This window comes from Butyrivibrio sp. FCS014 (assembly GCF_000526935.1).
In the GTDB taxonomy this organism is placed as follows: domain Bacteria; phylum Bacillota; class Clostridia; order Lachnospirales; family Lachnospiraceae; genus Butyrivibrio.
The window spans coordinates 174,212-187,554 of record NZ_JAHA01000007.1 but is presented as its reverse complement, the minus strand read 5'-3'; the positions used below and the strand labels follow the sequence as shown (position 1 = coordinate 187,554).

Below are 13,343 nucleotides of genomic sequence, written 5' to 3'. Positions count from 1 at the left end.
TTCCGGGATATCATTTCAGTGACATCACATAGATCTGACAGGGATTTGCCTCATCCCAAAGGAGCGGTAAAACTTCGAACTCCTTGAATCCACAGCTTATGTAAAATAAATTTGTCCTGTCATAATCCTCATACACGCCCATCTTCACAGTCTTGACCTGCATGAACTCATATCCTTGCAATCTGGCAGTTTCTTTCGCCCTTTCTACCAGTTGCCGGCCAACACCATTTCTGTGATGTTCTTTCAAAACTCCCATGACAGCCAGTTCAACAGTAGCCTTTCCCGTTTCTTTTAAACAGAGGAATCCGACAGCCTCATCATCTTCTTTCGCGGCAAAAAAAGTCCAATCAGCGCTACCTGAAATGTATTCTTCTCTGCTCTCTTCTATTCCAAACCAGTCTGTGAGAGCTTCCAGAACTTTTCTAGAAATAGCCTGCTTTTCTTTTGAATTCTTAATCTCTACTATCATCCTTTTATATCCTTTTCATCATTTCTGCGTTTCATCCGGATAAATCTGCCAGCCACTCATATTGTCCATTCAGTCCATTCTATGTGGTTGTATTTCATTACATCGTCAGCCCTTTTCATACCAATTTTCTCATAAAAACCTACAGCATCTTCATTGGCAATCAGATATATGGCTATATCCTTTTCTCCACCGGCAATTTCATGTGCAGTCTTCATGAGCTTGCTTGCGATACCTTGTCTCTCATAATTCCTGTCCACCCCAAGGTCTGTCACATACAACCAATAGCAGAAATCTGTAAGCCCAAACAAAACCCCAACAATTAGGCCTTTATCATTACGCGCAATCAGGCTGATGGAAACATTCTTGACAAGCTTCCTGATTCGTTCTTCAAAACGCTCTTTTGGATATTGTGACCCCAAATCCGTCCTCTTTAAAAAATCAACATATTCCTCAACGGTAATGCGTTCTTCCGCAATATGAATCCAATCTTTTTTCATCATATATCTGTTGCCGTCATCACGAAAAATCTTATAGCCAAGCCTTTCATATAAACGAAATGCTTCAGTATTAGATTTTTCAACATGAAATAGAATGTGCTGTATACCAATTTCTTGTGCATAGGCCTCTGCTTCGTGGATTAAAGCACTTCCGATTCCAATATTGCGATACCTTTCTGTAACAGACAAATCATCAAGATATGCATAATCTGCTTCTTGCTCATGATGAACTTCTATTGACAAAAAAGCCACAACAGATTCATCCTCTGCTACCAGTATCCGTTCTTCGCCATTTGTCCAATAACGATTCAAATAGCCTGATTCGTAGCCCTTCACATCTTCTGTATGATAAATTGTCTGCAGCATCTCTGTAAACAATTCACGAATTCTCTGTTCATCTTGAGGAATTGCTATTCTAATCCTATACCCCATTTTTACTCCTACGATAGTAAGTTTTACCGGAATTCAAAGTTTTATTATCGTCGCAAGCTTCTTTCTTCCAGAAAAGAATGGTATTTTCAGATACCCTTTCTCCCACGTGCAATGAAAGTGCCATACTCCTTCTGCAGGTCAATGACACCATCTTCCATATGTGGCTCCAACATACACAACATCTTATCCTTTTCCATAGTACCAATTCCGTGAAGAGCCTTAAGACTCTGAAGATACTCTACAAGATCATCTACTTTTGTGATATGGAGTGAATCCTGGTATCGGTGCACCTCGACATCCGCAAACTCTTTTCCCAGAATTGCGCCTCCATTCTGAAGAGTGAAAAGATGGTTAGGATCGTAGTTTTCGCCAATTAAGCCAAACCACTCCGCAATGATATCGTTAAAATTGTGCTCGCCGTAAGTAGCGCTATAGAACACGCCTTCGTCCTTAAGAACTCTTCTGATCTCACTAACTGCTTTATTTATGTCAGGTACGTGATAGAGCATCATGTTAGCAATTACAATGTCAAAAGAGCTATCTTCATAAGGGATGTTCTGAACATCAATCTGCTTATACTCTACATTCTCTCGCTCTCCTACATTCTTCTTGGCAGTCTCAAGCATGCCTTCAGAAAAGTCAGAAAGAACAATCTTATCGCACTTTGTTATGAGATCGTCGTGTCCAACCCACATGCTACCTGTTCCAGTGCCAATTTCAAGAACCTTCATACCTTCTGTTATCTCATAATTTGATACAAGCCAGGGACCAAAGCCCATCCTGTTGGTTGAATACATATTGTGGAAATTCAGCCTGATATCAAGGCTTTTAGATGACGCGTACTGTTCCTGTACTGCGTCTTTGTCATTACTGCTACCCATTTTCATACTTAGTTCTCCTCGTGTCTAATGATAGTCCCCGAAAAATATGCGCCTATGCCATTCTTCCATTCAAGCCATCTCTGTGGATCACAGCTCTTTGGCGAATGATACGTGCCCTTCTAATTCGGTATAGCCGTTCTTTTTATAGAACTCATAAGCAGGAACATGAGCTTCTGTCTGTAAAAAGATCTGCTTCAGCCCTAGCTCTTTAATTGCCTTTTCTATTTCTGACAGGAAAAAGTTACCGGCTCCTGCGCCTTGCCTGTCAGTTCTTATACATAGTTCATCAATATAGTATTCAGTCCCTTTATACCAGTGTTTTATGTAGCCCAAGGACATACCGATGAGCTCATCACCATCATATAACCCATATGCAAGCGAATATCCCTGTCCAATCAGATCATCTATATAACAATCCAGCTGATTTTCATCAGACCAGTCATCGTTCCAGGGTTCGATTGTAAAAACACTTACAAACAGCTTTTTTATTGCTTCCTTTTGCTCAATTCCTATTCGTTTAAGTTCCATCTGTCCCCCCTCAGCTTATCCGCTGTATTATCCCCGCCACATCAACTCCTTCAAAGCCATCGATAACTTCTTGCCTTAATAGTCCATGTGTATCTGAAAGGATTCCTATAAGCATGTGTCCTGATCTCTCCTAATTATCGCTCGCAAAAGAACTCTATTACTCCCCTTGTCCAAACATCTTTTTCAGACAACTTATGAATAATCATACCTTGTTTCAGACAAAAATAAAATAGCCCTGGAATTTCCGACGGCGTAAATTTACTGTAGGATTCGAAAGGGTAGATTGCCCCTGTGATCAGTTCAGATGTTCAAACCTTACTCATTATAGCGCCTGGTTGGAGGACAGTTCAAGGCTGTCATTCTAATCCTTGGTCTGTAGTCAAGCAGATCAAGGATAGGTGTGCGCTCTGGCGCACTTTATTCAAAGGCAGAGGCGTCAGCCTCTGGCTTCCTTTTAGAACAGTTTCCAGATGTAGTTATGCATTCCGATGCTCATCCACTTCTTCAGCTCTGAACTAAGCTCTACCTGTATGCTATCGACATACTTTCCCCACGCCGGATGGGAATACTGTTTTTCTCTTACATGCGCTACTACAGTCTCTACTTCTTCTGCCCCAGCAGCCTTAGGCATTACTGTCTTCTGGTAACGCACAAGTTCCAGCATATCCCTTTTGTTCCATGTATAGGCACTGAGTCTTGCCATCTTATCAGCGCCTTTTCGACTCCAGCCCATTGGAGTCATGCTCATTCTTTTTGACAGGACATGACTGACATGACCTTCAGTACTACATCCAGGAATCCTCCTGTATCTAAGCCTTGTCTTGGCTGCAGACCAGTTATCAAGTATATAATCAGCGCCTTCTTGCACACGTTTCATTTCCTTGTCGTTTGAGGCATGATATTCAAGCATATCTACCACAGACAGGAAATCTTCCTTACTTCCATCCTTGATCATTTCACAGAGAAGCTTTCTGGCATCATCAGCACTATCCATCAAATGGTTTGTCATCTTTATCAGGTATTTTTTGAGGTGGAACTCGTCCATCACATATGTGATGCCACTTATCCTTTTTCCCCCAGCCTTAATCCAGGCTCCACCATCTGCTCCTAGGTATATCCTCTTTATGCTGCTTATGTCATAGTTGTTGTCAATATATGTGTAGACTTCATCCCAGAGTTCACTGTTTGCTTTGCCTTCATAAGAACCACAGAAGAAATGGGCATTAACAAGGTGATGTCTTGTACTCTTGGGAGCATCCTTTTCAATGCCCTCATGAACATAGATAAGCTTGTTTATCATTCCATTGAGTTTTCTTCCATACTGGTTGACCTGGAGATCCCCCTTTTCCTTCTGGAACTGAAGCGACACATGATCTTCATCAGCCTCTATATACAGATACTCAACCTTGCGTTTTCTGCCTCTTCTTTTCTGTTCCTTGGGGAACTCGAGAGCATGTATCTTATCCTTTACAGTCTCTTTGCTGACCTCATCAAGGATGCTTGCTGCTTGTCCACCTTTACGATAAGAGGTCTGAACGCTCTCTGATAAGAGCTGTGCTATGGCATCTTCTGACATCCTTTCATGAGGGTCAAATGAAAGCATGTCATCCAGTAGATATCTGCGTTCTCCAGTCACCTTGTTCTTAAACAGTGTCTTGGAAAACATAACCTTTCCAATTGAGGTGATAAGAGACTTCTCGTCAGTCCTTACCACTTCCCATCTTTCCTTTCTCACAGGACTGTCTTTTAATATCTGGTTGCAGGTTGTAAGGGTTTCAGAAATGTAATCCAACGCCATCTGAAGCGCTTCATTCCTGACCTTGTATATGAAACCTGCAAAGTCTCTCGGATCCTCTGAAAAATCTTTTGATGCCTTCTGAAGATTTGGTACTCCATTCTCAATAAAATGCTGTATACTATTTAACACAAGGGGACTCCTCCGTTTGGTTATTTTGGCTTGGACACCGTAAATAACTATATCACGAAGGAAATCCCCTTTTTCAATTAATCCTACAAAAACTTTACGCTAGCGGAATTTCCAGAGCTATAGATATTATCCCTCATCTACTGCATTCTAAGAAAAAGGAATTACATTTGATGGTTCGTGTTGCTGTGCAATCCACAATGACAGTTTCTGCTGCATATTCATCCAGCTTTCTGCTAATGTATTAGTCGCCTTGCTTATTCTAATCGCCATTTCAGGACACAACAACACGTCTCTGATTGCCGCAACTTTTGTTAGGAACCCCTCATTTTCCTTGCCATAAGTTTTTCTCTTGTTTTTGTCAAAAATGATAGTCAAAAGCAGCAACTATATAATAAACATCTCCATCCTTACAACGACGCATTAACTGCTCAGGGCTCTCAAAATCTCCATAATCACTGTAGAATTGCAAAGCACATGTATCATCCATTACACACTGCAGCTTATATAGCAAATAATGGATATCTCTGTCTTCACTATCCAAAAGTTTTTCCAATGTAAGAGCATTGCTGAATTCTTTTAAAGCCTTGCGATATCTTTTATAAACGCCTTTCATGAATTTTTCACGATTTTTAATGGTCATCTTGTACTGCACAAAGTTGTCTTCAGGATAATCCTCATACTCCATTTTCATGATCTCTGTCTGAAAAAATTCGGAGTAATATCCAGAAAAATAGTCCCTTGCTTCATACTCAAGATTCGTTACACCACAATAATCATATCCCCGGCGCTCTATCTGACTCACTGAAAAATAGTCATCGTCAATGACATCGTTTTCCGAAATCGGATTATCATTCAAAACAAAAATTGTAGAATGCATTATTTGTTCCCCTTATCTCTGATTGGCAATTCTAGCCAGTTCTCGCTTAAATGCATCGTAATTCCGACTGTCCTTAAGACTGCAATAAACAGCAAATTCTATATTTTTGAACATATACAGATAGTCATTAATCACATTTGCTGCAGCTCTGGCAACAACCTCCGGTTTATTCTGAAATGCTCCACATCCAAATGCCCCCAATATAACTACTTCATCAGCATTAGCCACGGCAACATCCAATATTCTCCTTAGCCTCTTTTCATGAAGCTCAAGTAGATCTTTATCTGATATTTTCACTTTTTTCGTTCCATCGCTCTTATTATATGGATTGCTGGGGTTGTCCCTAAGATTAGGAGCAGCACATGTAATAACGTCAACCTCATACCACTGAGTTTCTGGCATGGCAACAGGAGCTGCTGTGTCTGTTTTAAACACTACAACTCCCGGAGTATATATAATGTCATCATTGTGAATTGGATCAGCTGCATTCCTGTGCGGTGCATAAAATCCATTCCACATCTCCTTGGTATTAAGCATGCTGTACAAAGTCGAGCATCTGCACAGACATTCTTCCTGGGCTGTAGATCCCTTAACTACTCCACCGCCCGGATTTGTTGCTGAAGCAAAATTGTGAACAGCAACCCTCATCCCCTTATATGCACTTGCGGCTTCAACAGTCCTTTTCTTTGAGACCACTATCTTTGCCGCTTCGGCATACTTATAATTTTCAATTGAAGGTACAGCATCTCCCTCCAGAATAAGCTTCTGATTCTCAAATGCCAGTCTGATAGATTCTCTGAGTCTATCGTTTTCTCTGCACATCTTATCCGTATCCTGGAATATTGCTACATTTTCATCTCGTCCCATTTAAACCTTCCTCTCATTTTCTTATTTACTTATCTCAGGATACTCCACAATCAGTTTTTCAACATTTGCCGGTGCAAGCACTGCCATGATATCAGTGATATCCTTATCGTTACCGATTGCTCTGAATCCAGCCCAGGCATATGGTGAATCCTTTATGGTCATTGCTACTGCTTTCCTGTCATGATCGTATTCTTCGTAAAGTCGTCTGGAATATAGCATCATGTCTTCTGTTTTATGCTTCATCTCAGCAAACTGCCAGTCATAATACTTTATGATATGCGCATTAGCCGGGAAGTCTTTTGCCAATTTTGAAAGATCCTCTCCATTGCAGAAAAGTTCTGACATTCTCTTTGCTGTGAACACTTTGTTCGTGGATATTCTATGCATAGCGACGTATGACGGGGATTTTATCTTGACCCTGTTATGCTTCCCATCAACCACAACAAAGCCCTCATCCTCTATCTCGTCGCCCTTATTTAGCGCAAGAGCAGCATCAAGACACTCATTCATAGATTTTAGTGCAAAGCTACTGGGTCTCCTAAATTGCAGAAGCTCTGTATCCAACTCTTCTCCTGTAAGATTATTTCTTGCGGTCAAGAAGAACAGCTCAGTCATTTCATATCTGACAACAATCTGAGTAAGCGGAGAAACAAGCTCAAAAATATAGGTATAGTCTTTATTCAGTTCTTCAAAATGAATCTCATTTACGTTTTCCGCACGGGCAATTATGTCCGCATAAGTCAGTTCCTTATACCCTGGAATAGCTGCATCCTTAGCATCGCAGGTAGAACTTGTTGAAAATCTCCATGCATCCTTGTACCAGAACAGCTTGATCATGGATCCATCTATTTTTTCCAATACCCTGGCACTGTTCCAATCAATATCTGCAGCGTACTTTTCCTGCACATTAAAAAACTTATCAAACGGCCAGCAGACCACTACAAGCTGGGCAACGTCAATTATTATTCCCCTTGCCTCGCATACCAGTGGATCAGAGAAATCTGCCTCTGACGCATACTTGAAGCACACCAGATCTCCGTCATGGTTTGTGCGTATAAGTTTTGAATTCAGTTTCTCTTCCCAGGTATCCGGGTTGTTTTTTATAACTTCTAATAGTTTTGACTTCATGTCTGTGTCTCTTTATTAATCCATTTCTTTTCCTTCTTCTCAACAGCATGGTCAATTGTGATTCTGTGTATACTGTCGATATCAGACAAAATACCATCTTTTATCAGCTTTCCCAGATTGACCGGTGTGTATCCACATACATTAGCTGCAAGATTGAGATGTTTACATCCTTCTTTGTACATTTCCATATTGCTATGATCGTGGCCATGAATGTTAAGACACCACGGCAGACCATATACCGGTTCATGCGACAAAAGAATCTTATCAGCTATAAAAAGAGGTCCGGCATATATCTCGTCAAACACCCCTGTATACTCACCTCTTCTGTCATGATTGCCAAGAAGCAGGATCTTTTTTCTGACCCTGAGCTGTTTTACATACTCAGGCTTTCCAACATCTCCAAGGCATACAAATGTATCATTTTTCATGATCACAGAATTTAATATTCTGACCTGTTCATTAGGATCTATCCAATTGGGATCCATTATTTTACAGTCATCATCATCAAAGTGAGTATCAGACAGGATATATACCGATCCATTTTCTGACCAGTGCCTGAATGGTTCATACAATGTAGATATCATGCTCCCTCCATCTATGATTACTCATCATTCTTCATAAGATACTTGTTGTTTATTACCTTCATCGACAACGGTCCGCTAAGTGTATATGAATGAACCGGCTCTATGGGACGGATTACTATTCCTTCTCTGGTAGTTCCGTTATAACCAATTCCTTCTGCCCTTGCTAAAAGAGCTGCTTCGTCAGGATACTTTGCAAGAAGGTCTTCTCCTTCTTCTTCCACCGGGACCATATGGCAGTGAACGTATTCACAGATTTCCCTTAGCGTTGCCAGATCAGTTCTCTTGTCATCCATTTTTGCTGTAAACACAAACCACTCCGGTTTCTTTAACTTAAGCCTGTTCTTCTGAATTCCTTCACCGCACCATTCTCCCTGAAGAACCAACGTGCTAAGCCCTTGCTCATCTGCATACTCTTTCATCTTCTCAGGTATTCCTGCGGCCTTTACATGCTCAACAAATGCAGACTTTCCATCATCCTTATAAGTGAAGTTATGCCCGGTAAAAGAGATTTCTCCGTCCCTTACACCTATTGAATGGCTTGATCCATCCATCTTTGTAGTTATGTAATATGGAAGCCCCTTGAACTCGTTTAGCAGTTCAGGTGCAGACTGTATTCTGGTCTCATCAGTCTTAGGGATATATCCCGGACGATCTCCAATCATAGTTCCTCCGGATCCTGCACGCTCAGGCATTTCCCATTCACGAACGCCAAGGATCTCTGTAACATCCATTCCTTCCTCCAGTGCCATTCCCTGAAGCTTTGACAGTTTATCTATTCCTAGACATAGCCCTTGGGATATCTCTCCTCTGAACTTCATGGTCTTAAGCCTGAATCCTTCTCCCATGAACTCATTGTTCTTATAGGAACTCTTTCTTAAAAACTCGAACTCATCACATACAGGCAGAAAAGAGTCTATCTCGAAATAGACCACCATATCTCCTACATGAAATTCATCTTTTCCACCGACGCACTTCCATCCAAGTACCTGAACAAGTTCCAGTCTATCCGCATCCGGTATAGGCATGACTGCCTTGATTTTCTGTATTGATGCTAGTTTTCTCATCCTTTCTTACCTTCCTTTGTTATTTTGTATATCCGACTGTTACGGCGAGGCCCGATAGGTGGGCCCCATCTGGTTTTCACACCACCTCCGGATTAATGTGACGGTGCACAATCCACATGAATAAATGATATTCCCCTGAACGCTGATTGTCAGTCGACTCGTGGTTGATAAAATGTGGTAGTCGCGGGGACAGGTCGCAGGCATCCGGGGGATGCCACGCTTGCGACTCCGAGCACTGCGCAGGGAACCTGCTATCACTTGGGATATGAGCCCTGTATGGTCATTCCGTTCCACTCCCCCGCAAAGGCCGGATGAAGGATGTGCGCCCTCCTCTGATGATTACAGGTCACCTGCATCGCTATCTATGCTTATCCGGCGTGATGTTTCAGTGGACCGCACGGGAATCGAACCCGCCGTCTCTGGTATGCAAAACCAGCGTCACCCCATTGCGACTTCCGGCCCATGGCGCAGAAGACCGTGCCTGTGGCCTTCTGCTATATTTATTTGTTTGTCCAGAAGTAAGAAAGTGCCTGCCTTCTCCTTCTGAGAGTGGATAACCGGTTATGATCCGGCACCTTCGGTTTGGAAGACCGATATGCTGCCAATTGCACCACATCCACGTATTTTTGTATTAAAAAAGGATCCATCCAACACGGACAGATCCAAAAATCTACAGTTTATTCCGATGCCACTATTAACCTCTAACATCGGACTTTACAATCTGTCCTGATATATTTTTCTATTCCCCATGTTGGTTCTGATGATTCTGAAATGAGCGCACTAATAACAAACGTATCAGCTGTAAAGCCATACGCCTTTGTCGCGGTTGTGCATGTCAAATTAGAAATCATCATCTGTTTCATTGAAAGTTTTTTACCTTGCCTTTCTATCTCATCACTAAATCTGTTTAACAAAAAAGGAAGCGACCGCATATTTACATTGATGTTTGCATCAAAATAAATAGGACAGGCACTTCCTATGTACCTACATTAGCACCTGTAATATGAAATGTAAAGCTCTTTTTTACAAAATCACGAAACATCAAATTTCTATCCGTTCTGAAACTTTGCCTTCATTTACATTAGAAATTGCAGCATCCATCACATTTAACGTGTTACTAGATATAGAAAATTCGTCAGTACTATGTTCTTCAAAAAAACTCACAATCTGCTTAGCTGATACCGGGAAAAAGTTATTGGCATCTACACCAACATCATATCTTCTCTGTCCATCATACCTATTAGTCTCGTTGTACTCCATACGTGCATGGATATGTCCATGGAGATGGTAACCTCCGCTACCCTTTTTAGGCCAAGATAACATTGGATAATGCATTAAAGAAAAAGCGTTCCCATCTACAGAGATTTTCATAAAATCCTGAATATCTGCAAAAAGCCGCGGATCATAATTCTTATCATGGTTACCACGAATAAGATATTTCTTTCCATTCAGCTTCTTTATCAAATTATCAGCGTCTTCGATTTTCATATGATGACAGATATCTCCAAGGATATATACAGTGTCATCTTTTTGGACAACAGCATTATAATTCTGCATAAGAACTTTATCCATTTCCTCAACAGATTCAAATGGTCTGTTCTGCATTGTTATTATTGCCCTATGTCCAAAATGCATATCTGCAGTAAAATATATCATCGTATCAGTCCCTACTTTGCCTCTTCGAATTTCCTCGTCAGAGTATCAACGATGTAAAGTTTCTGATTCCCGAAAGGATCCCCATTTGAGTAAGTCGAGAAAAGATCCAATGTCAGCACTCCACAAGCATCTAGCGGTTCCTCTACGGGTGTATGACCCACTACCTGATACAAGAGATCATCCCTAAACATCCTGTAAAAGTCAGCCTGAGGCCTTGCCCATATAGGCGAACTATCTCTCCATAGTTCCTGTTTTCCCATCCGATTGATCTTTGCAAGGATATCTTCAATTTCTTTCATATGATATCCACACGTCTGAAAGACAAAACTCTCCGTAAGACCGGCATGACTGAATAACACATCATCAATTTTATGGACAAATCTATAACGTTCTTCAAGAACACGTTCCAGTCTGGTAATGCCTTCAATAGCAGTTATCCTTGCCTGGACAGAATATCCAGATTCCATGGCATCCCAAAGATAAGATACATCGTGATTACCATAGCACCACAATGACTGATCATGCTCTTTGCCAAATTCAGCAGCACGATCCAGCGTCTCTTTATATGCGTCTAAATCATTTCCTTTCCCCCAGTCATCTACCAGGTCCCCGAGTATTACGATGTCGTCGTAGCTGTTCTCATCAACTCTATCAGCCACATCAAAAATCCATGGCTTTAGATGCACATCAGGAATCACAAGTACTCTGCTCATTTCAAAAAATCTCCAATTATTCCATCTGTTTCAGTGCTTCACTAATATCAAGATCCTTTACATCCCACAGATCAGAATCCCCCAGCGCGTACTGCAGGATTTGTCCAAGCCTCATATCCGGATGCTTTTTCCATACGTTTGAAATAACTTTTAGGCATACTTCTATTCTTGCAGGATCCCTTGCTTCATCTTTACCTTCTATTACTTTTTCAAATTCCTGCCACACCTCTTCTTCGGAATATAGTTTCCCTTCTCTTATGGATTCTTCCGCCTCGTCAAGAGATTTCATAAGACCAAGCAGCGCGGCAGTCTTCCCGATTTCCTCATCATAGGGCTCAAGCTCTTCAAATAGATAATATGGGTATCCTGTGTGCCTGGGATGCTCCTTTATGTGAATGAACATCCCATCATGTCGTCCGCCATGAGGTACTATAGTATATTCCTTGCCAATCTCCAGTTCTTCCTCAGTAAAATAATTACCATCGCCAAGAAAATCATGCTTCCTTCCTATGCATCTGATCTTTCTTGGTGTATTGTCAAATGTGTTAAGATCCTTCGTCATCACAGGACGATTATTATCTGCTGTGCCTGCTTTATTGCCGCTTGCTCTATTGGCAAAAACATCAAGACGCCTTAAAAATTCGCTTTCTTCACAATTCCACAGTTTATCCTGGTCAGGAATCACATCCATCACAAATTGACCGAATCTAAGATCCGGATGATTCTCCCATTCTTCTGCTATTCTGTTTAAAAATGGCCGTATTCTATTCTTATCTCTCATCTTTTCTCAATCAAAACTTCCCATTTCTTTACAGCCACAGGGACTAAAAGATTATCAACACTTACACCCAAGAGGCCGCTGAGAACATAAAGGTTTTCAATCACAAAAAATGATCCTTTATGGCGCCATTTATTAACTGCCTGTGGAGTAATACCCAATTTATCAGCAATAGTCTTGTCTTTTAATCCCTTTGCTTTAATCAGATCGCACACCCTATTCTTTGTAGCTTCAATGTCAAGTCCTTTTACCCTGTCAGGTTCTTCCCAGCATGCTGTGTAATCCAATAGTCCCAGTCTCTGCCGAAATCTATTCATTTCAATGATCTCCATTATTTTTTCATATCCTTCATCCATAAATATTTTCCCTCTATGCCTACTATGAATGTAATCTTTTCATCAATCCCAAAGGTCCCAAAACCATTCTTTAAACATATCAATAGCTCTGTCCTTGCATTCGTCTCTATATTGGTCAAGTTTCCTACTTTCTTCAAAATATCGGTCTTCTATCTCTTTATATTCAGGCACATCTCCTGGATGATACAACCTGTACAAGCCCTCTTGTTTCTCCCTGGCAATTTCATCCTCTGTTCTTAGTTTTTGTCCATGCTTCCCATATTTTTCTCTAAATTCCTGATATGCCTTATGATAATCCTCTTCATATTTGTTTTTCTTAGTGCAGGTATCCTCATTCGATTCATTCAAAAGAAATATCATTTCCGACAAGATGTCATCCCATTTCTTCATACCTGCATTATCAACATCGTCTGATCTACCTGTACCAAACAATGCATGTTTTTCCTGTTTTTTCAATATTCATTTCGCTTCTTATACCATGTAATCAATAAACTTATGCCTTTTCTCATATATATTGTATTGGAGATTAATTCCATTGTATATAAACCCGTGGTTGATAAATTAGAAAATCGCTCTATCAAAATGA

At 40.9% G+C, this 13,343-nt stretch carries 15 protein-coding genes and 2 tRNA genes; all 17 read right to left on the bottom strand.

Annotated features, from left to right (window positions below):
* Nucleotides 1-10: 10 nt before the first annotated feature.
* Nucleotides 11-469, bottom strand: a complete 459-nt coding sequence (locus T456_RS0107215; protein ID WP_024865543.1) for a GNAT family N-acetyltransferase — start codon at nt 467-469, stop codon at nt 11-13.
* A 56-nt stretch (nt 470-525) separates the two neighbouring features.
* Nucleotides 526-1,398, bottom strand: a complete 873-nt coding sequence (locus tag T456_RS21920) for a GNAT family N-acetyltransferase (protein WP_024865542.1) — start codon at nt 1,396-1,398, stop codon at nt 526-528.
* Nucleotides 1,399-1,484: 86 nt separating this feature from the next.
* Nucleotides 1,485-2,285: a class I SAM-dependent methyltransferase gene (locus T456_RS0107205; protein ID WP_024865541.1), complete on the bottom strand. Its 801-nt coding sequence runs from the start codon at nt 2,283-2,285 to the stop codon at nt 1,485-1,487.
* 81 nt (nt 2,286-2,366) lie between these two features.
* Nucleotides 2,367-2,807: a GNAT family N-acetyltransferase gene (locus T456_RS0107200; RefSeq protein WP_024865540.1), complete on the bottom strand. Its 441-nt coding sequence runs from the start codon at nt 2,805-2,807 to the stop codon at nt 2,367-2,369.
* Between the two features lie 454 nt (nt 2,808-3,261).
* Complete coding sequence (locus T456_RS0107190; protein WP_024864352.1) at nt 3,262-4,734, bottom strand: ISLre2 family transposase; 1,473 nt, start codon at nt 4,732-4,734, stop codon at nt 3,262-3,264.
* A gap of 358 nt (nt 4,735-5,092) precedes the next feature.
* Entirely contained in the window at nt 5,093-5,611 is a 519-nt protein-coding gene (locus tag T456_RS0107180; protein ID WP_024865539.1) for a hypothetical protein, read from the bottom strand.
* A 12-nt stretch (nt 5,612-5,623) separates the two neighbouring features.
* Nucleotides 5,624-6,478 (bottom strand): TIGR02452 family protein, encoded by an 855-nt coding sequence (locus T456_RS0107175; protein WP_024865538.1) that lies wholly within the window; start codon nt 6,476-6,478, stop codon nt 5,624-5,626.
* A 21-nt stretch (nt 6,479-6,499) separates the two neighbouring features.
* Complete coding sequence (locus T456_RS0107170) at nt 6,500-7,507, bottom strand: RNA ligase (protein ID WP_197026865.1); 1,008 nt, start codon at nt 7,505-7,507, stop codon at nt 6,500-6,502.
* Nucleotides 7,508-7,602: 95 nt separating this feature from the next.
* On the bottom strand, nt 7,603-8,190 hold the full coding sequence (locus T456_RS21135; RefSeq protein ID WP_024865536.1) for a metallophosphoesterase: 588 nt from the start codon (nt 8,188-8,190) through the stop codon (nt 7,603-7,605).
* A 17-nt stretch (nt 8,191-8,207) separates the two neighbouring features.
* Complete coding sequence (locus T456_RS0107160) at nt 8,208-9,254, bottom strand: RNA ligase (ATP) (RefSeq protein ID WP_024865535.1); 1,047 nt, start codon at nt 9,252-9,254, stop codon at nt 8,208-8,210.
* Between the two features lie 389 nt (nt 9,255-9,643).
* Nucleotides 9,644-9,716, bottom strand: a tRNA-Ala gene (locus tag T456_RS0107155).
* An 86-nt stretch (nt 9,717-9,802) separates the two neighbouring features.
* Nucleotides 9,803-9,874 (bottom strand) — tRNA-Gly (locus tag T456_RS0107150).
* Between the two features lie 421 nt (nt 9,875-10,295).
* Complete coding sequence (locus T456_RS0107145) at nt 10,296-10,910, bottom strand: metallophosphoesterase (RefSeq protein ID WP_024865534.1); 615 nt, start codon at nt 10,908-10,910, stop codon at nt 10,296-10,298.
* Between the two features lie 11 nt (nt 10,911-10,921).
* Nucleotides 10,922-11,623 (bottom strand): metallophosphoesterase, encoded by a 702-nt coding sequence (locus T456_RS0107140; RefSeq protein ID WP_024865533.1) that lies wholly within the window; start codon nt 11,621-11,623, stop codon nt 10,922-10,924.
* A 16-nt stretch (nt 11,624-11,639) separates the two neighbouring features.
* Nucleotides 11,640-12,404: a hypothetical protein gene (locus T456_RS0107135; protein WP_155838036.1), complete on the bottom strand. Its 765-nt coding sequence runs from the start codon at nt 12,402-12,404 to the stop codon at nt 11,640-11,642.
* Nucleotides 12,401-12,757, bottom strand: coding sequence for a helix-turn-helix domain-containing protein (locus tag T456_RS21130; RefSeq protein ID WP_024865531.1), 357 nt, complete (start codon nt 12,755-12,757; stop codon nt 12,401-12,403). Before T456_RS21130 ends, T456_RS0107135 begins: the two co-directional genes overlap by 4 nt.
* A gap of 42 nt (nt 12,758-12,799) precedes the next feature.
* Nucleotides 12,800-13,213: a hypothetical protein gene (locus T456_RS0107125; RefSeq protein WP_024865530.1), complete on the bottom strand. Its 414-nt coding sequence runs from the start codon at nt 13,211-13,213 to the stop codon at nt 12,800-12,802.
* Nucleotides 13,214-13,343: the final 130 nt, after the last annotated feature.

Bases quoted from the DNA above. Each gene is read 5' to 3' on its own strand.
- T456_RS0107215 (WP_024865543.1), bottom strand. From the start codon at position 469: ATGATAGTAGAGATTAAGAATTCAAAAGAAAAGCAGGCTATTTCTAGA.
- T456_RS21920 (WP_024865542.1), bottom strand. From the start codon at position 1,398: ATGGGGTATAGGATTAGAATAGCAATTCCTCAAGATGAACAGAGAATT.
- T456_RS0107205 (WP_024865541.1), bottom strand. From the start codon at position 2,285: ATGAAAATGGGTAGCAGTAATGACAAAGACGCAGTACAGGAACAGTAC.
- T456_RS0107200 (WP_024865540.1), bottom strand. From the start codon at position 2,807: ATGGAACTTAAACGAATAGGAATTGAGCAAAAGGAAGCAATAAAAAAG.
- T456_RS0107180 (WP_024865539.1), bottom strand. From the start codon at position 5,611: ATGCATTCTACAATTTTTGTTTTGAATGATAATCCGATTTCGGAAAAC.
- T456_RS0107175 (WP_024865538.1), bottom strand. From the start codon at position 6,478: ATGGGACGAGATGAAAATGTAGCAATATTCCAGGATACGGATAAGATG.
- T456_RS21135 (WP_024865536.1), bottom strand. From the start codon at position 8,190: ATGATATCTACATTGTATGAACCATTCAGGCACTGGTCAGAAAATGGA.
- T456_RS0107160 (WP_024865535.1), bottom strand. From the start codon at position 9,254: ATGAGAAAACTAGCATCAATACAGAAAATCAAGGCAGTCATGCCTATA.
- T456_RS0107145 (WP_024865534.1), bottom strand. From the start codon at position 10,910: ATGATATATTTTACTGCAGATATGCATTTTGGACATAGGGCAATAATA.
- T456_RS0107140 (WP_024865533.1), bottom strand. From the start codon at position 11,623: ATGAGCAGAGTACTTGTGATTCCTGATGTGCATCTAAAGCCATGGATT.
- T456_RS0107135 (WP_155838036.1), bottom strand. From the start codon at position 12,404: ATGAGAGATAAGAATAGAATACGGCCATTTTTAAACAGAATAGCAGAA.
- T456_RS21130 (WP_024865531.1), bottom strand. From the start codon at position 12,757: ATGGATGAAGGATATGAAAAAATAATGGAGATCATTGAAATGAATAGA.